Origin of the sequence: Mesorhizobium sp. M1348 (genome assembly GCF_040317925.1) — a bacterium.
Classification (GTDB): domain Bacteria; phylum Pseudomonadota; class Alphaproteobacteria; order Rhizobiales; family Rhizobiaceae; genus Mesorhizobium.
Window position 1 is genome coordinate 1 of the sequence record NZ_JAMYLH010000051.1, and the last position, 20,763, is coordinate 20,763.

The window sequence follows — 20,763 nt, forward strand, 5'->3', positions numbered from 1 at the left end:
GGCTACGGCGGCCAGTTTATGCTCGCGAACCCTGACACCGGCACCGTCGTCGTCTACTTCGGCGTGATCGAGAACGCGAGCGCCTCCGACCCCGACTTCAGTGATCCCCTGGTGAAGATGATGGCCGAGCTTGCTGCAGAATGATGGGTTGGTCGCCGGCCGCTTCGGCACTGTTGTCGCCCGGACCATGCACGGCAAGCTACGGCCGGCCTAAATCGCTGATGATGACCAGCGATGTCGTCCTTGCACGTACGATCGCGCTCTATGCCAAACGCCAGATGATGTAGGAGAGGTGGAGCATGATTGCGCTTGATCCCGTCAAGTACGAGCCCAGGAACACGACACGGTTTTGAGGCCGAGTTCGTTGGCCGCGCGAAAGACGCGGATGGCGATTTCGGACCGGTTGGCGACAAGGATTTTTGAGATCAGCATTCGACTCCTCCAAAGGATGCGCGTGAAGATGCCGTCTGCGTTATCAGTGTACGCATTGAGCAGGGATTAAGCTCAACCGCTTCATCATGAAGGCGACAGAGACGCCCAAATGAACCGCCGCCGAATGCGACCGTTGAACGCCGGCTCACTATGATCGCCAAAGGGGCCGGCGCTGCTTGGGACCTACTTGATAGCGCCGGCCAGGCGGAATCAAGGTCCGCCGTAGGCCCAAAATAGTTGAGAAGCCATATTGTCAATCACGCAAGCACACTGGCCTTAGCTCGCCTCTAAGAGGGTCATCGATGTGATCCTTGTATGCGGGGCCTCATCGATCTTTTCCCGCTCGCAAAAGATATCGCCGCGCACACACCGTGAAGCTAAGTTTTGTTCGTCTATCCGCACCGATCGCGCCAGCGTTTCACAGCCAAAAAAGACCCGCCACTCTTCAGGGCAAAGAGCGGCGGGCCTTTTGCACAGCTACTCGAACTGAATACGCGTTCCCACTCACATTAGCTGGGGATAATTAAGGCTGCATTAACTGCAAAATTCGGGCATCTAAATCGATCCGAATGCAAGATACGGCGGGCTCGGAGGAGCCGGGCCGAAATCGCTGTCGCGTCCAATCCATAAAGCGTCAGCTATCAGAGAAGCGCGAACGAATTCCGGTGCGTCGTTCGATCCAGCCAGGTTCGAGCCCGAGATTGTTCTCGATCTCGGCATTCTCCACTTTGCGCCCAGGCGCATGATGGCCAAACCCGAGAATGCGCGACCACCTGCTCATGGCCTCGAACCGAAGCGTTCGCCGGCCTCCTCGATGGCGTCATAGAGCCCGTCCAATTCGCCGCCGGTGATGCAATAGGGCGGCATAAGGTAGAGGACATTGCCGAGCGGACGGACAAGCAGCCCCCGGTCGAGGAAGAACGCGCGCAGCTTCGGACCGATCTCGGCGAGGTAGCCGGCTGAGCTGGCGCGCAGGTCGAGTGCCGCGATCGTGCCGGTCGCCCGGCTGTCGCTGAAGAAGGGGTTGTCGCGAAAGCGCTGAAGCCCGGCGGCCTGCATCGCGCTCAAGGTCGCGATCCGCTGGGCCACCGGCTCGTCGCGCCAGATCTCGACATTGACGAGGCCGGCCGCGCAGGCAATCGGATTGGCGGTGTAGGAACTCGAGTGGAAAAACGTCTTCTTGCGGTCCGTCGAATAATGGGCTTGGAAGATGGCGTCGGTGGCAAGCGTGGCGGCCAGCGGGATGGCGCCACCGGTCAACCCCTTCGAGGTGCACAATATGTCCGGAGAGATGGACGCCTGCTCGCAGGCGAACATGGTCCCGGTGCGGCCCCAGCCGGTCATCACCTCGTCGGCGATCAACAGCGTGCCGGAGGTTTTTGCGATCTTCTTCAATTCGGCCAGCACCCAAGCCGGATACATCAGCATGCCACCGGCGCCAAGCACCAGCGGCTCGACGATCAGCGCGGCGGCGCGCCGGTCGCGGGCAACTGCCTCGAACCGATCCAGCGTTTCCTGCTCGCGCCCGGCGGCCGGGAAGGGGATGGTGTCGACCTCGAACAGCAAAGGTTCGTAAGCGGCGTTGAACACGCCACGGGCGCCGACGCTCATCGTGCCGATGGTGTCGCCATGGTAGCTATGCTCCATGACGACGATGCGCGAGCGCGGCGCGCCGATGTTGCGGAAATAACCGAGCGCCATCTTCAGCGCGACTTCGACGGAGGTCGAGCCGCTGTCCGAATAGAACACCCAGTCGAGTCCGGAGGGAGCGAGACCGACAAGCGCCTTGGCCAGTCGTTCGGCCGGCTCGTGCGTGAAGCCTGCGAAAATGATCTGGTCGAGGCTCGACGCGGTCGTCTCGATCGCCTTCATGATGCGGGGATGGCGGTGGTCATGCGTGACGACCCACCAGGAGGAGATGGCGTCCAGGATGCGCGCGCCGTCGGCCTTGTGGAGATAGGCGCCCTCGGTCCGCACGATTTCAGGAATCGCCGGCTCGAGCGCATGCTGGGTGAAGGGATGCCACACGTGGGACTGCGACATCATTCGCCTCCGGTAATCAAAGCGAGGTCGAAGCCGGCAATTATCGCGTCCCTCAGCGTTTTGCCGGTCAGCGGATCGAGGTGCGGCAGCCTGCCAAGCTGTGGCACGCCACCGAATTCCGCGATCGTCCTTTGGGTGTCGGCCGCCTCGTCGCCGATGAAGGCGACGCCGATCAGCGGGATGGAGCGCGCCCGCAGCGCCTCGATCGACAGCAGGGTGTGGTTGATTGTGCCAAGCGCGGTGCGGGCGCACAGTATGACCGGCAGCTGCCATTGTGCTAATATGTCAATGAACCTTGTCTGTCGGTTGAGCGGCACCATCAGCCCGCCCGCGCCCTCGATGACGAGCGGACCCGGCACGTCCGGAAGCGCGAGGTCTGCCGCCTCGATCGAGACGCCGTCGATTTCGGCCGAGCGATGCGGCGAAAGCGGGTTCTTTAAGCGATAGGCTTCCGGCAGCACGCGCCCCGACGGCAGGCCGGAAAGCCGCGCAACGACCTCGCTGTCGGTCTCGTCATCGAGGCCCGATTGCACCGGCTTCCAATAGAAGCCGTCGAGCAGGCCAGCGAGCCCGGCCGCAAACACCGTCTTGCCAATTCCGGTGTCTGTTCCGGTGATGACGATGCGCTTGGTCATGCCGCCTCCGGTCATGTTTGGGCCAACACCTCGACGAGCGCCTCGACCATGGCGCAAATGTCGGCTTCGTCGACGTTGAGCGTCAGCGAAATGCGCAGACGCGACGTGCCCTTGGGAACGGTCGGCGGACGAATGCCGCGTATGTCACCGCGCGCCTGCAGAGCCGCCGCCACAGTCATGGCGCGCCTGACGTCGCCAATGACAAATGGCTGGATCTGCGAGCCGCTGGGCCTCACACCGCAGCGCTCGGCCAATAGACGGCCGGCGAAGGCGACACGCTCATGCAACCGAACACGCCGCATAGGCTCGTCGGACAGAACAGCCAGCGCTTCGCGTGCCGCGACCGCCATCAGCGGCGATGGCGCGGTGGCGTAGATGAATGGCCGGCACCGGTTGATTCGCACAGTGTTTGCGGCCCGGTGACCAGCGCGCCGGAAGCGCCAAGCGCCTTACCGCATGTGTGGAGCGCGATGATGTTGTCGCGGCCCTCGAAAGCGGCGGCCAGCCCGCGGCCGTCCGGTCCGCAGACGCCGGTGGCATGCGCCTCGTCGACGACGAGGAATGCCTCGTGCCGATCAGCAAGCGCTACCAGGCTCTCCATCGGCGCACAGTCACCATCCATGCTGTAGAGGCTTTCGACCGCGATCCAGACGCGCCCCATGCCGCCGTCGGCGCGCCAGCGCGTGATGGCATCCTCGACAGCGTCGACGTCGTTGTGCGCGGCCAGCAACTGGGCGCGCCCGGCCTGCGCGCCCTCATGCGTGCTGGCATGGGCGAGCTGGTCAAGGACCAGCAGGTCGCCCTTCTGCGGCAGCGCCGTCAGCAGAGCGAAGTTGGCGATGTAGCCGCTGCCGAAGAACATTGCGCATTCGGCGCCAAAGAACGTCGCCGCGTCCGCCTCCAGTTGCTCATGTTCCGGTGCATTGCCGCGCAACAGCCGCGATCCTGTGGCGCCGACCGGCGTGCCCCGCGCGATCGCCGCCGCAACCGCATCGCCCAGTCTCCTGGAGGCGGCAAGCCCGAGATAGTCGTTCGACGAGAAGTCGAGCCCGGCGCGCGGCGATAGCGTCCGCAACCGGTCCTTGCGCGCCAACCCCTGCAGGGTCGCATCATAGCGGGCAAGCGGTGCCCCGGTCATTGCGCCTCGAGGTCCATCGGCTCGATGCCGAGGCGCCGGAAGAGAAGGGTATCCTTGTCTTCGCCGGGATTGTCCGCCGTCAGCAGCGTGTCGCCGACGAAGATCGAGTTGGCACCCGCGAAGAAGCACAGCGCCTGCATCTCGTCGGTCATGGCGGTGCGGCCGGCGGAAAGGCGCACGTGCGATTTCGGCATCATGATGCGTGCCAGGGCGATCACGCGCACGAATTCGATCGGCTCGATGGGCTTGGCTTCGGCAAGCGGGGTGCCGGCGATCGGGATCAGCATGTTGATCGGAACGCTTTGCGGATGCTCCGGCAGATTGGCCAGCGTCACCAGCATGTCGATCCGGTCCACCGGCTCTTCGCCCATGCCGACAATGCCGCCGCAGCAGACCTTGATGCCGGATCGGCGAACCTGCTCGAGCGTATCGAGCCGGTCGGCAAAGCTGCGCGTGCTGATGATCTCGTTGTAGTAGCGCTCCGACGTATCGATGTTGTGGTTGTAGTAGTCGAGACCAGCCCGCTTCAGTCGAGCGGTCTGCTCGAGATCGAGCATGCCCAGCGTCATGCAGGTCTCCATGCCGAGCGCCTTGACGCCTTCGACCATCGCCACCACCGCATCCATGTCGCGCGCCTTGGGGTTTCGCCAGGCCGCACCCATACAACAGCGGGTGGCGCCGGCGTCACGCGCCTTGGTCGCTTCGGCGATGACGCGCCTGACTTCCATCAGTTTCGACGCCTTCAGACCGGTCTCGTGATGCGCGGACTGGCTGCAATAGCCGCAATCCTCCGGGCAGCCGCCTGTCTTGATGCTGAGAAGCCGGCTGAGCTGGACCTTGTTGGGATCGAAGTTCTCGCGATGGACGGTTTGCGCGAGGAAGAGGAGATTGTTGAAGGGCGCATCGTGAAGTGCCCGAGCCTTCTCCCGGGTCCACATCCCGGCGTCAGGGGCTTGAACTTGTGAGAATGTCGTCGTCGAACTGGTTGTGTGCATGTCCATCCTGTTCCCTCGGCCCTGCTTTTGCCGCGCCTTCTTGTGCGCCTGACGGCGATCGAACCGTCATCGACCTGCGCCTTTCCGTTCATCGCTCGATCATGAACTGCGATAATCGAGGCCGATATCCAGGATCGGCGCGCTGTGCGTCAGTCGACCGATGGAAATCAGGTCAACGCCGGTCGCGGCAATCGCACGCGCGGTATCGGATGTGATCGTGCCGGAAGCCTCCGTGATCGCCCGACCGCCAACGATTGCGACGGCGCGACGGAGATCGTCGAGGGACATGTTGTCGAGAAGGACCGCGTCGGGCGCGAACCAAGCACCTCCTCCAACTGGTTCAGGGTGTCGACCTCGACTTCGATCTTGACCAGATGGCCGGCGCTGTTTCGTGCCCGCTCAATCGCGGGTCGAATTCCGCCGGCGATGGCGATGTGGTTGTCCTTGATCAGGATGGCGTCGTCGAGGCCGAAGCGGTGATTGGAGCCGCCACCTGCGCGCACGGCGTACTTTTCCAGCGCCCGCAATCCGGGCGTCGTCTTGCGCGTGCAGACGATCTTGGCGCCATGTCCGCGAACCGCGGTGACAATCGATGCGGTTGCCGTGGCGACGCCACTCAGATGGCACAGAAAATTGAGTGCTGTCCGTTCGGCTGTGAGAATGGCCCGCGCCGGGCCAATCACTGACGCAATGACCTCACCGTGCGTGACATTGTTGCCGTCTGCCCGCTCCACCAGGATTTCGACGTCAGGATCGATCAGGCGGAAAGCAAGCATCGCCAGATCGAGGCCGGCCACAACTCCGGACTGGCGCGCCGCCAGCACGGTCCTCGCCTGGTGTTCTTTCGGGACGACTGCATCCGTGGTCACATCGCCGGCTCTGCCAAGGTCTTCGAGAAGAGCTGCCCGCACGAGCGGCTCGAACATGACCGTGGGAAGCGGTGAGAGCTTCATCAATTTGCCCTTCGAAGCTTGGGGAATGTCCGAGTTCCCGCGCTGCCGCCAAGGCGGCTTCGAGGGTGATCGAGGAACGTCGGGCAACAGCCTCATGATGGGGAAAGTCTTCGCGGTAATGAGCGCCGCGGCTCTCTCGGCGCCGCAAGGCGGCAATCGCAATCATCAGCCCGACAGCCGCCGGATCCGATGCCGCGGCCTCGCTTTCGGCGAGCGGCAACAGGCTCCGTGCAGCTGCTTTCAAAGCTTCACCATCTCGGACAATGCCGAGTGCCCGCGACAGGAAAGGACGCACCGTTGCCGGGTCAGGCGATGGGTACTCGCCCGCAAACGCAGGCTTTGTTCTGCGAGCAGGCGTTCCGGCCACGCTTTCAGCGACCCAGCGTGCGCATACGACGGCCTCGGTCAAGGAATTGCTCGCGAGCCTGTTGGCGCCATGCAGTCCGGTCGAGGCGACTTCGCCACAGGCCCAAAGCCCTTCGACGGATGTCCTCCCGGCGCCGTCCACGTCAACGCCGCCCATGTGATAGTGCTGGGCAGGACGAATGGGGATGAGATCGCGCGTGGGATCAATGCCGGCTCCACGACACGCGGATGCGATTGTGGGGAAGTGCCGCGCAAATTCGGGGCCAAGCCGTTGCCGCGCGTCGAGAAAAACACGGTGGCCGTTCGCAAGATGGTTCCAGACGGCGCGCGCCAAGACATCGCGAGGCGCTAGTTCCGCCCCTGGCACCCTTTGCAGAAAAGCCTGGCCGGTTTCATCGATCAGGGCAGCACCTTCGCCGGGGACAGCCTCGCTGACCAGCGCCATAGGGCGGACCGGGCCGTCAAGCGCGGTTGGGCGGAACTGGATGAACTCGAGATCGGCAAGGATAGCTCCGGCGCGGGCTGCTAGCGCCAGGCCCTGTCCGCAACTGCCCGAAGGATTGGTGGTGTCGAAAAACAACCCTCCGACGCCACCGGTGGCGAGGACGACCCGCTGAGAGCCGAAGAAAACCGGTCCTATCGAACAGCTCGCCCAGACGCCTCTGATCGCATTCTGCCGCACCGTCACTGGACGTCGGTCTGGGCGGCGATATTCGCAGCCAGATATTCGTCCGGCAGCATGATCACCCGGGGTACGCCAAGGGATTCGACAACGGCCTTTGCGTTGCCGGAGGTGCAGCAGATGTCGGACTCGGCTTTGACGCTTGCCGACGCGCTCATCGAGCCTCCAGTTATAGTCTATGAGAATATAAGACATGTATCCTTTATGACTATAATGGATGTCAAGCCCGCATAAGCGGCAATTTTGTCCCAGCCACCGGCCTCTCATCGAGAATGTCGTGGCGGAAGCGGTAGAGCTGCGCCGGGCGGCCGCCGGTCTCAGTGGTCGTCTCTCCGGTCTTTTCAACCAGCTCCTGCTGTTCGATGAGCCGGCGAAAGTTTGGTTTGTTGATGAGCCTGCCGGAGAGCGCTTCCACGGTTCGCTGCAGCTGCAATAGTGTAAAGAGTGGCAGCATCAGTTCGAACACGACCGGCCGGTATTTGATTTTGGAGCGCAGCCGCGCAATAGCCGTTGCCAGGATGCGGCGGTGATCGGCGATCATGGATTTGCCCGCTACCGGAGTAGTTGCGGCTGAAGATCTACCCCGTATCGCTTCCTCCACAAGCGCCGCCTCGTAGAGAAGCTCATAGCGCTGCAGCGCGAACTCTTCGTTCCATGACCGGTCGTCGAAGCCGAAAGCGATAGCCGTGCGCCGCCGGCGATCGAGCCGGATGGCGGTTTCGTCGGCGCTGTCCGCCCATTCCCTCAGGCGCGGCCGCAAATCTTCCAACACTGCCGCCGGCGCGCCGGAGCGATGATCCTCCCAGGGAAAATAGTCGTACCAGCTTGCCCAGGATCGCCTGGCTGCGGCGCCCGCATCTTCGATCTGCGTAAGCGCGAGATAGCTGATCGAAATTACGCGCTCCTCGGCGCCGATCCTGTCGCGATCGGCGAAGGTGTAGAGCTGTTCGATATAGGCGAGCGGGTGGCCGGTCTGTTGTTCGACCCATCCCCTGAGGCCGGACTGCAGTGAACGGTGAGCGAGTTCGAACGGACCTGACGGCACGGCGTTTGCCTGCGGGATAGTGAGAACGCAGGGGACGCTGTTGTTCATGGCGACGACGACAGCGATCAGGTCTGCCTTGACGTTGCTGCCCTTGCCTCCAGATCTGCGTTGCCTGGTCGGCTTTTCGTGCTGGTCCATGATCCCTGATCTGGCTGGGCTGAGTGACGCTACGGAAGCAGCTGAACCGATTTAATTTGGTTTTCCACGATAATTGTCGGCGCGTCAACATCGTGCCCGTGGTGGTGATGATGACACTGGTGCGTTCGTAAAGCTTCGAGACCAGATGGAAGAGCAATTGCCCGCCGGCCAGAGCGAAGGGCAGATAGCCGAGCTCATCGAGTACGACGAAGTCGAGCCGGGTAAGATGATCGGCGATGCGGCCCTGCCGGCCGGCACGGGTCTCGGTCTCGAGCCTGTTGACGAGGTCGACGACGTTGAAGAAGCGCCCGCGTGCGCCGTTGCGGATGAGAGAACGGGCAATGGCGATCGCCAGATGCGACTTGCCGGTGCCTGTCCCGCCGACCAGGACGATTTGCGCTGATCGGCGACGAAAGCGCCGGTGGCGAGGTCGCGGATCAGGCTCGCGTTGACGGGCGTGTCGGTGAAGTCGAAGTCCTCGATATCCTTGGCCAGCGGAAGCTTGGCGACGGTGAGTTGGTATTTGATGGAGCGGGCCTGCTTCTCCGATATCTCGGCCTGCAACAGATCGCCGACGATCTTCGGCGGTTCGTGCTGCCGCTTGATGGCGACGCCCATGATCTCGTCATAGGCCGCGCGCATCCCGAAGAGTTTCAGCGCCCCCATCAGTTCCAGTACTTCGGTGCGTTCCATGGCTGTTCGTCCTCCTGAGGCTGTCATAGCGGGCGCAGTCGGCGATCGGCTCGTGAGCCAGCTTCAGCGCCTGGGGAATGGAAAGGATCGTGCCCGGCGCCGGATCGCGGCTGCGGGCCAGGATGTTGAGGATCACCGCCGCCGACGAGACGCCGTGCTCGATGGCTTCCTGGCAGGCGGCCTCGACGGCGCTCAATCCGTCGGTCAGCACGCAGGTGAGGATCGACACCATCTGCCGATCCCCGTCATCAACCGCCTTGAGCTTGCGGCGCACCTTCTCCATTGCCGACGGCAGGACCCAGCCAAGGAACGGCGCGCCGTTGCGCAATCCACCCGGCTTGCGGGCTAGCACCGGCACGTAGTGCCAGGGATCGTAGATGACCTCGTTGCGGCCGAAGCAGCGGGCATGCTCGCCCACGACCACGCCGTCCTGGCGGATAATGATCCGGTCGGCATAAGCATGGATCTCGACCGGCCGGCCGACGGCACTCGACAGCACCGAGTATTTGTTGTTGTCGAAGCGCACCGTGCAGGTCTTCGACACCGACGCGGGAATGCAATGGAAGCCGTCGAAGCGACCGGCATAGGGAATGAAGCTGGCGCGTTCTTCCTCGAACAGCTCCCAGACCGTACGCTCGCCCTGCTCGGGATGCCGGTGCGCCTTGGCGTAGGTGACGCATTTGTCGGCCAGCCAGCCGTTGAGATCCTCCAGCGTTTTGAAGCGCAGCCTCGGCGTGAAGAAGCGCTCGCGCACCAGCCCGACCTGGTTTTCGACTTGCCCCTTCTCCCAGCCGGCCGCCGGCGTGCAGGCCTCCGGCTCGACAAGATAGTGCCCGCACATCTGCGCAAAGCGGCGGTTGTAGCGGCGATCCCTGCCGATGAAGATCGCGTCCACCGCCGTCTTCATGTTGTCGTAGATGCCGCGCGTGCAGGCGCCGCGGAAGAAGCTGAACGCCCGGTCATGGGCGTCGAACACCATCTCCTGCGTTTCGCGCGGATAGGCCCGCACGAAGAACATACGGCTGTGACAAAGCCGCATGTGCGCCACCTTCACCGTTACCGTCACGCCGTCGAGCAGAACGATCTCGTGGCTCCAGTCGAACTGGTAGGCCTCGCCCGGCGCGAAGCTCAACGGAATGTAGGCTTCGGCCACGGCGCTGCCGCGATCCGCCTCCCAATTCTGAGCATGCCGCCAGACCGAACTGTAGCTGCCGTCATAGCCAAGGCCGCGAAGCTCCTCAAAGATGCGGATCAGTGTCAGCCGCTCCCGCTGAGACTTGGCCGCATTCGCCGACAGCAGCCGATCCAACTCGTCACGCCAGGCGCCCATCCGGGGATAAGGCTGATGCTTGCGCTCGTAGCGGAACTCTGTCTCCTCGGAACGCAAAACCTTGCGCACCACCTTCCGGGAGATCTTCAGCTCCCGGCAGATCGCCTTGATCGACTTTCCCTGCACCAGCGACAGTCGGCGTATCTTTGCAATCGTCTCCACAACCAACATCCAAAACAAATGCCTCCGATGAAACCGGAGGCATCTTGATGACCCCACGTTGAGGGGTCCCGTTTGAACGAAAATCACCCCTCAAACAGGGTTCTCATTCCACGAAAAATCACACCCAGCGTCCGTGGTCCCGTGCATTGAGCTTGGTTTTATCTCTAAATTGACGAGCCCTGAGCCCCAGCATGCCGCTCATTTGGGTTGCGTGTTTACGAAAAGGAATGTTATATATCCTCTGTTATAAAATCTGCAGCAAGGGTGAGATATGGACATGGACGTGCTTGTCACCTGCGCGGAGGATTTGGGAGAGAAGAGAGCGGCCGCCCTCTGAACTGCGGTCCTCTTTTTACCGTTTACCGTCAAAATTATAGGAGGAAATATGCGTAAAGTTCGGACCCTTGGGTTGCTTGGTACTGGCGTAATCGGTGGTGGTTGGGCTGCACGTGCATTGCATTGTGGTATCGACGTGATCGCCGCTGACGTCGATCCGAAAATGGAGGAATGGATTCGAGAGACTGTTGAACATGCAATGCCACAATTGCAGGCGCTAACTGCTGGAGTGCCCATGCCGGCCCCGGGCAAGTTAGCATTCACCCTAGACGCAGCAGCGATGGCGGCCCAGGCCGACTTTATTCAGGAAAATGTGCCCGAGCGTCTCGAACTAAAGTTGCGGGTGCTGGAGTCCGTCTCCAAAGTGGCCGACCCGGACGTTGTTATATCCTCAAGCACGTCGGGATTCATGCCAAGCGAATTGCACACTGGCATATCCCATCCGGAGCGAGTGATCGTTGGTCATCCGTTCAATCCCGTCTACCTGTGTCCCCTGGTTGAGGTCGTGGGAAACAGCCAAACGAGTCCGGAGGTGAAGGAGGCAGCCGCTGAATTCTACCGATCGATTGGAATGCACGTCCTGACGCTAAGGCGTGAGGTCTCGGGTCATCTTTCGGATAGGCTTCAGGAGTCAATGTGGCGTGAAATTCTCCACATGGTCAATGACGATATAGCAAGTACAAGCGAAATCGACGAAAGTATCGTGTATGGTCCCGGTTTACGTTGGGCAATCATGGGAATGAGCCAACTCTACATGCTCTCGGCTGGGCAGGGTGGCGTTGAATATTTCTTTAAGCAATTTGGGCCATCGGTTGATTGGCCCTGGTCACACAACACGGCCCCCGCTGTGACCAGAGAAATAATCGATCGCTTCGCAAAAGGTACAGCGGACCAGGTGGCAGGGAAATCGGTTAGGGAACAGGAGAAGATTCGAGACGAGTGTATGGTTGCCATCCAGAGAGTTCTGGCAAAGTACAACATGGGAGCTGGGAAAACTCTGAATGAGTTTGAAGCGCGGATCCGGGCAAAGGCCGCAGTGTAGAGCCTGCATTTGTCCTTTACGGGAACGTTTGTGGGGTGCATCATTTCAAGCGGCCTCAGTGGCACGGAGTGCGGTCAGGCGTCGGAACAGATACCAGTATACAGGATCGGACGCCGCCAGGAATCTGACTGGCGAGTTCGAATATGTAAGACTTTGCGCTGGGTGCGAGTGTGGACCTTACCACTCTCGCGCCCGGGTTGTATGCATGCTAGACATCAGCGGCGCTGCAATATGCATTCGATGCACGCACCGACTTAATCTGTGTCGCGTCTTAAAGGGATTCAGGGTTCCAGTTTGTTTGAGTCATGAGTCATTGCGGCTGGAGGAGATCGCGATGTACCAACCGCTACCACTTGGGCTGGGTAGCTCCGTTCCTGCGTATGTCGTAAGTAGGATGCCGGAGTTAGTGCGCGTGCGATCGGCGGAGGTCACAAAGTTGATCCCGGGCGAGCTCAAAAACGTGTCGCGACTAACTGCCCTCATATCCGGCCGCTTTAAAGAAGTTTCTTGCATTCGGCTGGCTCGACAGGTGGCAGGGACATCGTTCTCAAAGGGCATTGCGCGACCTGTCACCGCCATATATCAAGAATCATGCCAAAGATAGTCGACCACGATCTAAGACGTGAACAATTTGCCGAAACCGCCTGCGAGGCTATCGCGGAGTGGGGTCTCGACAAAGTCAAACTCGTCAAGATAGCACGGCGGTTCACTACCGGTGCTTTGACCCATTATTTTCCTGATACAGATTCCCTGCTGCTCTTGTGGCAGACCATGCCGCTTGGCTGGAGCAGGTAAAGACCTGTATCGCGGGCCTGAGCCAACGATCTGCCTCTCTGAGCAAACAGGAAATGGAAGATCAGGCGGAAGAACTGATTGCGTTGATCAATGGCATGGGCATCCGCGCGGTCCTGGAACCGAAGGCTTGGCCTGCTCGTCGACAAATCGCTAGCCTTAATCGCTACTTGACACGAGCCGGATTGAATCAAAAGCTCGCGGCCCCTTTCCTACGGAGGAATTGACGAGAACCACGACGACATGGCCCTGCGCACTGAGGAAGCTCGGATGTGGAAGATCACCGCCGTTATCTCGGCCGGACCATTTCGCGACACCTCCCGCCGATCAGGCCATGCGGAATTGGATGCGCTGTTCAAATGGCACTCTATCAGGCCTCCACCGTTCTCGATCAGCGTGGGCGCCAGCGCGGCCGCAAGATTGCCAATGAAACGCTCGAAGAGTGGCCAGTTCGCCGGCGGCCACGCGCGCAAGGCCGTTATTTCTGACATAGAGCGGACCATCGCTAACGAGATCAGTCGCATCCTTGCCGACGCCGGCTATCGCAGCCATAACGCGCCGGGGTCTTCGCCAGAAACGCCCCGTCACCCCGGCCATCAAGCGACAGATGCGGTGTTGTTCCGCAATCGAGCCGGTCATCGGAGGCGATGGGCCGCAACTATCTCGCCGGCAGATGCCGTCAAGGCTGTCCTGGTGCCGGACGGCGACAACTTCTAGCTGTCTCCCAAAACTGGTTTAGCGTGCGCTTTTATGGTTTGTTATCCTCGCCATCCAGAGTCGGTCAACCCCGATCAAAGCTTGGCCCCCTATCATTTTTCACGGCCGCCGGATTAGTATTGACCGCCTCGCATTTGCTCGTAAGAGCAGACGGCCTAATGATCCTAGAGCATGAAGCTAATCGTGCTAAGGACCACCAATTCGCCACCATCTGGCACCTCTTCGAAGCAGATGGACACGCTCGCGAAATTAACTGAGAGATGAACTGGAAGCCATGCCAAAGATTATTGATGTTGAGCAGACACGACTTCGCATCGCCAAGGCAGCCTGTAAGGCGATAGCGGGGAAGGGCATTGCCGCGGTCACGATGATCGATATCGCCAATGCCGCTGGCGTAACGACGGGAATGATTACCCATTACTTCGAAAGCAAAGCGGACATTATCGCAGCTGCCTTGCGCATCCCACTTCTTAACATGGAACGCAACATGGCTCATCGGCTGGCAAAAGGTGAAACGGATCTTGCCACTCTACTTGATGTCGCGATTCCAGCATCCAGGGCCCATTTTGAGGACAGCCTGATCTGGGTGAATTTCTGGGGGGTAATTGCTGCCGATTCTGAATTTCGTAAGCTCAACGCTACGCTGCATCGTGAAGGCGTGAGCATTTTCGCCCAAGTCATCCGCTCTGGTTGGCCAGAAAGTGCCGAGTGGCCAAAGGAAATCTTCGGGAGCGCGCTACGTTCGATTGTCACATTTATCTTCGGTCTGAGCGCTGGCGGCGTGACAAATCGAGCTGTCTGGACGAGTGGCGTTCAGCGCTCACAGTTGAAACTGCATCTGGGCTTGATTCGCTCTTGGGCGCGACAGCAGGCTCTTCAGGTTAGCGCTGACGCCCAAAGCATCAAGACTGCCAACGGGCGCATCAGTGCCGACCAGAAGAATGGAGAGATAGTGGACCAAGATAGCGAAGCAACGAAAAATCGTAGGCAGCGTTTGAGCCCACCGTCCTGATCCAACCTGATCATTTTGTATCCTCGATGATGAGGGCTGCGTCAGCTCGCTGCACGCCCGTCCTATGGCGATCGCTAGCACACGTTGGACGCCCAAAGGAGCGGTTCGGCGGTACGCACGGCGGCGGGAAAGCGGATCGCCATGCACAAGGCGTCACGATAGCAGGCTGCGGTTGCGGGAGTTGCGCTGCTTGGTCAGCGCCGAAATAGGACTAGCGTTGCCGAAGGCGCACCTCGATGTAACGCTCGGCCTTCTCGCCGAGATACTGGCAGTGGCGGTCATGCGACGCCTCCCGCAAAGTGCAGGGGACCTCAGTTAGCAAACAACCGAGACAGCATAGCCTTGTTGTTCTGATCGCACAGGTTCCCGACAAGATCGGCGACCTCGTTCATCGCCCCCCGCTGCGTGACCCGTTGGGTGGCAAGGCTGCGGCGCAGGAATGCACAGTCCATTCCGCGCTCCATCCTACCATCCGCAACCGCTTCCGCACCATCTTGGAAGCAGGCCGCGCATTTTGGACGTCCCGCCGCCGCGACGGTGCGCCGGAAGGCTTAGGCGCGGTGCTGGATTCGCGGTAGGCGATCCTCACAACGCAAATCGCTTCGTCGGCCATCTGAGGTGATCGCCTTAGCCGCCTTCCCTGGTGATTCCGGATACCGCAATTGAGAGGCCGTTTCCGCAATTGACACAGGTCGCAAATCTTGATCCCACCGGCTGCGGAACACACAAGGCTAGCCTCGGTGGGCGTCGCCGAGATTGAACCTACAGCACCGAATCGGCACATAACATTTAGTCCCGCGGAACATAACTTTTTATCCAGTTGTCTTGGTACTCCCGTGCCGCTAGCGTTTCTGAAACATTAAGAGGGAACACCCCTCATGCTGGGCTGAGGTCCAGTTCGGGATGGGAGAATATCAATTCAGTATCAGCAACTATCTCCCAATGTGTATATAGCGGCGAATGCCGTAAATCTTATAAGCTATGTAACGTGCTTCGAAAAAGGCGTGTGTTCGCCGGCATTAATCTTCACTGGGAGGATCTCACATGACTACTGAACTTGAGGGCCTGAAAATTAGCTTTGACGCCGGCCAAATGTCGCGGCGTGAATTCCTCGGTCGTGCCTCGGCACTTGGCCTCAGCGCCGCCGCGGCTTCGATCCTTCCTAACTTTGCCATGGCAGGCGAGCCGATCAAGGGCGGTCACCTCAAGATTGGCGCTGGCAATGGAGCAAGCACCGATACGCTTGATCCGGCGTATGCCGCCAACGATACAAACTTTCTAGCGCTACGGCACTACGGTGAAACCCTTCTCAATGTGAAACCCACGAGCGACCTTGAGCCTAGGCTGGCGGAGGAGTACGCATCCAAGGATGGCATCAATTGGGAGTTCAAAATTCGCAAGGGAGTCGAGTTTCATAACGGCAAGTCTGTCACGGCGGAAGACGTACTTAAAACCATCGAGCGGCACTCCGATGAGAAGTCTAAGTCTGGCGCGCGGGGACTACTCACCGACATAGACCGCTTGTCCACTGACGGGGACACCTTCAAGGTTGCACTCAAGTCACCTAATGCAGATTTCCCATATTACATGGCTGATTTTCATCTGGTTATACAGCCCGATGGAGGCAAGGACGACCCTGGCGCGGGCATTGCTTCCGGCCCCTATAAGTTGGAGTCGAATCAGCCTGGGATACGCTACGCCTTTAAAAAGTTTCCGAACTACTGGGACTCCAATATCGGCCATGTCGCCGAAAGCGAGGTTCTTGTTATTAATGATCCAACGGCCCGAAACGGTGCTTTGCAATCCGGCCAGGTACACATGGTAAACCGCGTCGACCCTAAGGTTGCTGATCGACTCAAGGGGATGCCAGGCATTTCAATTAAAAACGTTTCCGGTCGCAGCCATTATGTCTTTATCATGCATATCGATACCCCGCCTTTTGATAATGAGGATCTTCGCATGGCCCTCAAGCTCGCGATCGACCGGGATGAGATCGTCGATAAGATACTTCGAGGCTATGGCAGCGTCGGCAATGACATGCCGATAAACGCGAGCTATCCGCTTTTTGATGCTTCAATTCCGCAGCGGCGGTATGATCCAGAACAGGCTGCTGCCTACTATAAAAAGTCAGGTCATGACGGTACGCCGATTATTTTGCACACTGCTGATGCCGCTTTTTCCGGAGCGGTCGAAGCAGCTCAGCTCTTTCAACAGAGCGCGGCGAAGGCCGGGATACCGATCGAGGTCCGTCGCGAGCCAAACGACGGATACGACACCGAGGTTTGGAACAAGCAGCCATTCTGCGCTGCTTACTGGGCTGGGCGACCGACCCAAGATCAAATATATTCGACCGTTTATCTATCGACCGCACCCTGGAATGATACCCGCTTCAAGAACGCCGATTTCGATCGACTCCTAGTAGCTGCGCGCTCCGAGCTTGATCCCGCTAAACGCAAGAAGGACTACAGCGATATGGGTCGTATTCTGCGCGACGAAGGAGGAGTTATCGCCCCAGTCTTCAACGATTGGATTGATGCAGTCTCCGACAAGGTTGGCGGATTTGTCCCCGACCCGAACTGGAGTCTAATGAATAATATGGCTGCCTTGAAGTGCTGGCTAACGGCGTAAGCCCGACGGGTATTTTATGTCATCCATCCAAAAACTTGTGGCCCAGCGCATTGCGCTGGGCATTCTGCTGTTGCTTGCGGTGTCGGTGCTGATCTTCGCCGGCACCCAGATCCTGCCCGGCGACGTCGCGCAAGCCATTCTCGGACAGTCTGCAACGCCGGAGTCGCTCGCCAATCTGCGCGAGCAGCTCGGCCTCAACGACCCGGCCTATATCAGGTATTTTCGCTGGCTCGGCGGCGTGCTCACTGGCAATCTTGGCACCGCGATGTCGAGCGGGCAGGATATTGCGACCTCGATCAAGGGGCGGCTGTGGAACACGCTGTTCCTCGCCTTCTGGGCGGCGATCATCGCGGTGCCGCTGGCGATCATCCTCGGGCTCATCGCGGTGCGCTACCGCAATGGCTGGGTCGACAAGCTGATCTCTGGGCTGGCGCTCGCCTCGACATCCTTTCCGGAATTCTTCATCGGCTATGTGCTCGTCTATTTCTTCGCCGTGCAATGGCAGATCTTCCCCGGCATCTCGACCGTCTATGACGGCATGCCTTTTGGCGAGCGCATGCAGGCCATCGCACTGCCGGCGACGGCGCTGACGCTGGTGGTGCTGGCGCATATGATGCGCATGACCCGCGCGGCGATCCTCAACGTCATGCAGTCGGCCTATGTCGAGACCGCGGAGCTCAAGGGGCTTTCAGCCTTCGCCGTCATTCGCAAGCACGCCTTCCCGAACGCGATCGCGCCGATCATCAATGTCGTCATGCTCAACCTCGCCTATCTCATCGTCGGCGTCGTCGTGGTCGAGGTGATCTTCGTCTATCCCGGCATGGGGCAGTATCTGGTCGACCACGTCACCAAGCGCGACGTGCCTGTGGTGCAGGCGGTCGGCCTGATCTTCGCCGCCGTCTATATCAGCCTCAACATCATCGCGGACATAGCGGCGATCGTCGCCAATCCGCGTCTCAGACATCCGAAATAAGGGGCGGGCATGCTCGATATCAAACGCATCCCCATCCCCGCGTTGATCGGCATCGTGCTGACGTCACTGTTCGTGCTGGCGGCAGTCTTCGCGCCCTTCATCGCACCACACGGCAATGGCGAGATCATCGGTGACGTCTGGGAACCGATGTCATCAGCACATTGGCTCGGCACCGACAATCTCGGCCGTGACCTGCTGTCGCGCATGATCTACGGCGCCCGCATCACCCTGTTCATCGCCGTGCTGGCCACCGCATTGTCGTTCTCGCTCGGCGCCATCCTCGGCTTCTCGGCTGCGGTGTTCGGCGGCTGGTTCGATACGCTGCCGTCGCGCTTTGTCGACCTTTTGATGTCGATCCCGACGCTGATCATGGGCCTCGTCGTTCTGTCCGTGCTTCCGACCAACCTTGTGACCCTGATCCTGGTGATGGGCATTCTCGACTCGACCCGCGTCTACCGCCTGTCGCGGGCGGTCGCGGTCGACATCAACGTCATGGATTACGTCGAGGCGGCCAAGCTGCGCGGCGAGGGCGAGGGCTGGATCATCTTCCGCGAGATCCTGCCCAACGCGCTGTCGCCGCTGGTTTCCGAACTCGGCCTGCGCTTCATCTACGCCGTCCTGTTCCTGTCGACGCTGTCCTTCCTCGGCCTCGGCGTGCAGCCGCCGGATGCGGACTGGGGCGGCATGGTCAAGGAGAACAAGGATGGCATCGTGTTCGGCATCGGCGCGGCGCTGATCCCGGCGGCGGCAATCGCCATGCTGGCGATTTCGGTCAACCTCGTCGCCGATTGGGTGCTGAACCGTACGACCAGCCTCAAGGGAGGACGCGGATGATGGCCGACGCCAAAGCGAAGCCCGGGCAACCGAAGTCCCGGCAACCGAAATCAGGCGTGCTGCTCGACATCCGCAATCTGCGCATCGAGGCGACGGTATTTCCGCCGGGCGAGCCGCCAAAGAACATCGTGCTCGTCCACGACGTCTCGCTGACGCTCGAAAAGGGCAAGGTGCTTGGGCTGATCGGCGAGTCGGGCGCCGGCAAATCGACCATCGGCCTGTCGTCGATGGGATATGGGCGCGGCGGTGTGCGCATCACCGGCGGCGAAGTCATCCTCAACGGCCGCGATATCCTGAAGGGCGGTAAGGACGGGTTTCGCAAGCTGCGCGGCCGTGAGGTCTGCTACGTCGCGCAATCGGCGGCCGCCGCCTTCAACCCGGCGCACAAGCTGATGGACCAAGTTGTGGAAGCGGCCCTCCTGCACGGCACGGCGACGCGGGCCGAGGCCGAGAGGCGCGCCGTTGCGCTGTTCAAGAAGCTCAGCCTGCCCAATCCGGAAACGATCGGCGAACGCTTTCCGCACCAGGTCTCCGGCGGCCAGCTGCAGCGCGTGATGACTGCAATGGCGCTGTGCTCCGAGCCTGACCTGATCGTCTTCGACGAGCCGACCACCGCGCTCGACGTGACGACGCAGATCGACGTGCTGGCGGCTATCAAGGACGCCATCCGCGACACCCGTGTCGCGGCGCTCTACATCACCCACGACCTTGCCGTCGTTGCCCAGGTGTCGGACGAGATCATGGTGCTGCGGCACGGGCGGCTGGTCGAATGGGGCGGCACCCGCCAAATCATCAAGGAACCCACCGAGTCCTATACCCAAGCGCTGGTTTCGGTTCATCACATCGAGCATCACGAAAAGCAGCCGACGACCAAGCCTGTGCTCTCCGTGAAGAATGTGACGGCGGGCTACGGCCAGGGCATCGTCAAGGTGTTGAAGAGCGTCTCTGTGGATATCCATCCCGGCCAGACATTGGCGGTGGTGGGTGAATCCGGCTCGGGCAAATCGACGCTCGCACGGGCCATCACCGGCCTCCTCCCGCCGCAGCAGGGGGAAATCTTCTTCGAGGGCCGCAGCCTTTCGCACAGGCTCTCCGACCGCACCAAGGACGATCTGCGCCAGTTGCAGATGATCTACCAGATGGCCGACGTGGCGATGAACCCGCGCCAGACCGTCGGCACGATCGTCGGTCGCCCGCTGACTTTCTATTTCGGCCTCAAGGGTGCCGAGCGCGGCAGGCGGGTCAAGGAACTACTCGAAGAAATCGAGATGGGGACCGGTTTCATCGACCGTTACCCGGCGGAATTGTCAGGGGGCCAGAAGCAGCGCGTCTGCATCGCTCGCGCGCTCGCCGCCAAGCCGAAGCTGATCATCTGCGACGAGGTGACATCCGCGCTCGATCCGCTGGTGGCCAACGGCATCCTGAAGCTCCTGCTCGAACTCCAGCATATCGAGCAGGTCGCCTATCTCTTCATCACACACGACATCGCCACAGTGAAGTCGATCGCCGACTCCATCGCCGTCATGTATCGCGGTGAGGTGGTCCGATACGGGGTGAAGAGGAAGGTGCTGACGCCGCCCTTCGACGACTATACCGACCTGCTGCTGTCATCGGTTCCTGAGATGGAAACCGGCTGGCTGGAACAGGCGATCGACAGCCGCAAGATGGCCAGCGCCGGGAACTAGAGCAGTTCAGATTTTGACTGAATCTGCGGGATTGAACGAAGCCGCTGACGCGTCATTTGGTGCGTGGGTTTGCGGATGACGCTTCTGTTTTGAAGGATTGCGGCTGTTGAAGCGCAATCTTGAGAACAGGAG

Annotated in this window: 13 protein-coding genes and 8 pseudogenes; 8 read left to right on the plus strand and 13 right to left on the minus strand. The window is 60.5% G+C overall.

Going from position 1 to position 20,763, the window contains the following annotated elements:
* Positions 1-327 precede the first annotated feature (327 nt).
* The 12 genes and pseudogenes from NKH13_RS34255 to istA form a co-directional block, all read right to left on the minus strand.
* A pseudogene (locus NKH13_RS34255) lies at positions 328-432 on the minus strand (biotin carboxylase N-terminal domain-containing protein); the annotation flags it as partial.
* Between the two features lie 646 nt (positions 433-1,078).
* Positions 1,079-1,213 (minus strand): annotated as a pseudogene (locus NKH13_RS34260) (3-oxoacyl-ACP synthase); the annotation flags it as partial.
* Positions 1,210-2,475, minus strand: a complete 1,266-nt coding sequence (locus NKH13_RS34265) for an adenosylmethionine--8-amino-7-oxononanoate transaminase (protein ID WP_352917222.1) — start codon at positions 2,473-2,475, stop codon at positions 1,210-1,212. The pseudogene NKH13_RS34260 and the gene NKH13_RS34265, both read right to left, overlap by 4 nt.
* Positions 2,475-3,110: a dethiobiotin synthase gene (gene bioD, locus NKH13_RS34270; RefSeq protein ID WP_352917223.1), complete on the minus strand. Its 636-nt coding sequence runs from the start codon at positions 3,108-3,110 to the stop codon at positions 2,475-2,477. Before bioD ends, NKH13_RS34265 begins: the two co-directional genes overlap by 1 nt.
* Positions 3,111-3,121: 11 nt before the next feature.
* Positions 3,122-4,248 (minus strand): annotated as a pseudogene (locus tag NKH13_RS34275) (8-amino-7-oxononanoate synthase).
* Complete coding sequence (gene bioB / locus NKH13_RS34280) at positions 4,245-5,243, minus strand: biotin synthase BioB (RefSeq protein ID WP_352917245.1); 999 nt, start codon at positions 5,241-5,243, stop codon at positions 4,245-4,247. Before bioB ends, NKH13_RS34275 begins: the two are co-directional and overlap by 4 nt.
* A gap of 99 nt (positions 5,244-5,342) precedes the next feature.
* A pseudogene (nadC, locus tag NKH13_RS34285) lies at positions 5,343-6,196 on the minus strand (carboxylating nicotinate-nucleotide diphosphorylase).
* Between the two features lie 10 nt (positions 6,197-6,206).
* Positions 6,207-7,262 (minus strand): annotated as a pseudogene (locus NKH13_RS34290) (FAD-binding protein); the annotation flags it as partial.
* A pseudogene (nadA, locus tag NKH13_RS34295) lies at positions 7,250-7,402 on the minus strand (quinolinate synthase NadA); the annotation flags it as partial. The pseudogenes NKH13_RS34290 and nadA, both read right to left, overlap by 13 nt.
* 62 nt (positions 7,403-7,464) lie before the next feature.
* Entirely contained in the window at positions 7,465-8,427 is a 963-nt protein-coding gene (locus tag NKH13_RS34300) for an NUDIX hydrolase (protein ID WP_352917225.1), read from the minus strand.
* A gap of 100 nt (positions 8,428-8,527) precedes the next feature.
* Positions 8,528-9,120: pseudogene (locus tag NKH13_RS34305) on the minus strand (ATP-binding protein); the annotation flags it as partial.
* Positions 9,053-10,621 (minus strand): IS21 family transposase, encoded by a 1,569-nt coding sequence (gene istA / locus NKH13_RS34310; RefSeq protein WP_352917227.1) that lies wholly within the window; start codon positions 10,619-10,621, stop codon positions 9,053-9,055. The pseudogene NKH13_RS34305 and the gene istA, both read right to left, overlap by 68 nt.
* Before the next feature lie 376 nt (positions 10,622-10,997).
* Between istA and NKH13_RS34315 the strand changes: the two genes are divergently transcribed.
* The 4 genes and pseudogenes from NKH13_RS34315 to NKH13_RS34330 all read left to right on the plus strand — a co-directional run bounded on the left by NKH13_RS34315 (position 10,998) and on the right by NKH13_RS34330 (position 14,511).
* The gene (locus NKH13_RS34315; protein ID WP_352917229.1) at positions 10,998-11,990 is read left to right on the plus strand and encodes a 3-hydroxyacyl-CoA dehydrogenase NAD-binding domain-containing protein; all 993 of its coding nucleotides are present in this window, start codon (positions 10,998-11,000) and stop codon (positions 11,988-11,990) included.
* Between the two features lie 761 nt (positions 11,991-12,751).
* Positions 12,752-13,009 carry a TetR family transcriptional regulator C-terminal domain-containing protein gene (locus tag NKH13_RS34320; RefSeq protein WP_352917231.1) on the plus strand — a complete coding sequence of 86 codons (258 nt, stop codon included), beginning with the start codon at positions 12,752-12,754 and terminating at the stop codon, positions 13,007-13,009.
* Between the two features lie 57 nt (positions 13,010-13,066).
* Positions 13,067-13,456 (plus strand): annotated as a pseudogene (locus NKH13_RS34325) (IS5/IS1182 family transposase); the annotation flags it as partial.
* A gap of 317 nt (positions 13,457-13,773) precedes the next feature.
* The gene (locus NKH13_RS34330; RefSeq protein WP_352917233.1) at positions 13,774-14,511 is read left to right on the plus strand and encodes a TetR/AcrR family transcriptional regulator; all 738 of its coding nucleotides are present in this window, start codon (positions 13,774-13,776) and stop codon (positions 14,509-14,511) included.
* A 311-nt stretch (positions 14,512-14,822) separates the two neighbouring features.
* On the opposite strand, the gene NKH13_RS34335 is transcribed toward NKH13_RS34330, so the two are convergent.
* Positions 14,823-14,963 carry a hypothetical protein gene (locus NKH13_RS34335; RefSeq protein WP_352917235.1) on the minus strand — a complete coding sequence of 47 codons (141 nt, stop codon included), beginning with the start codon at positions 14,961-14,963 and terminating at the stop codon, positions 14,823-14,825.
* A gap of 592 nt (positions 14,964-15,555) precedes the next feature.
* Between NKH13_RS34335 and NKH13_RS34340 the strand changes: the two genes are divergently transcribed.
* Genes NKH13_RS34340 through NKH13_RS34355 form a run of 4 tightly spaced genes read left to right on the plus strand, consistent with a single transcriptional unit; the run spans position 15,556 to position 20,631 of the window.
* A complete protein-coding gene (locus NKH13_RS34340; protein ID WP_352917237.1) occupies positions 15,556-17,139 on the plus strand; it encodes an ABC transporter substrate-binding protein in 1,584 nt (527 codons plus the stop codon).
* Positions 17,140-17,155: 16 nt separating this feature from the next.
* Positions 17,156-18,112, plus strand: a complete 957-nt coding sequence (locus tag NKH13_RS34345; RefSeq protein WP_352917239.1) for an ABC transporter permease — start codon at positions 17,156-17,158, stop codon at positions 18,110-18,112.
* A gap of 9 nt (positions 18,113-18,121) precedes the next feature.
* Entirely contained in the window at positions 18,122-18,946 is an 825-nt protein-coding gene (locus NKH13_RS34350) for an ABC transporter permease (RefSeq protein ID WP_352917241.1), read from the plus strand.
* Positions 18,946-20,631, plus strand: a complete 1,686-nt coding sequence (locus tag NKH13_RS34355; protein WP_352917243.1) for an ABC transporter ATP-binding protein — start codon at positions 18,946-18,948, stop codon at positions 20,629-20,631. The genes NKH13_RS34350 and NKH13_RS34355 overlap by 1 nt, the downstream gene beginning before the upstream one ends.
* The last annotated feature ends 132 nt before the right edge of the window (positions 20,632-20,763 follow it).

Bases quoted from the DNA above. Each gene is read 5' to 3' on its own strand.
- NKH13_RS34300 (WP_352917225.1), bottom strand. From the start codon at position 8,427: ATGGACCAGCACGAAAAGCCGACCAGGCAACGCAGATCTGGAGGCAAG.
- NKH13_RS34350 (WP_352917241.1), top strand. From the start codon at position 18,122: ATGCTCGATATCAAACGCATCCCCATCCCCGCGTTGATCGGCATCGTG.
- bioB (WP_352917245.1), bottom strand. From the start codon at position 5,243: ATGCACACAACCAGTTCGACGACGACATTCTCACAAGTTCAAGCCCCT.
- bioD (WP_352917223.1), bottom strand. From the start codon at position 3,110: ATGACCAAGCGCATCGTCATCACCGGAACAGACACCGGAATTGGCAAG.
- NKH13_RS34330 (WP_352917233.1), top strand. From the start codon at position 13,774: ATGCCAAAGATTATTGATGTTGAGCAGACACGACTTCGCATCGCCAAG.
- NKH13_RS34345 (WP_352917239.1), top strand. From the start codon at position 17,156: ATGTCATCCATCCAAAAACTTGTGGCCCAGCGCATTGCGCTGGGCATT.
- NKH13_RS34340 (WP_352917237.1), top strand. From the start codon at position 15,556: ATGACTACTGAACTTGAGGGCCTGAAAATTAGCTTTGACGCCGGCCAA.
- NKH13_RS34265 (WP_352917222.1), bottom strand. From the start codon at position 2,475: ATGTCGCAGTCCCACGTGTGGCATCCCTTCACCCAGCATGCGCTCGAG.
- NKH13_RS34355 (WP_352917243.1), top strand. From the start codon at position 18,946: ATGGCCGACGCCAAAGCGAAGCCCGGGCAACCGAAGTCCCGGCAACCG.
- NKH13_RS34335 (WP_352917235.1), bottom strand. From the start codon at position 14,963: ATGGACTGTGCATTCCTGCGCCGCAGCCTTGCCACCCAACGGGTCACG.
- NKH13_RS34315 (WP_352917229.1), top strand. From the start codon at position 10,998: ATGCGTAAAGTTCGGACCCTTGGGTTGCTTGGTACTGGCGTAATCGGT.
- istA (WP_352917227.1), bottom strand. From the start codon at position 10,621: ATGTTGGTTGTGGAGACGATTGCAAAGATACGCCGACTGTCGCTGGTG.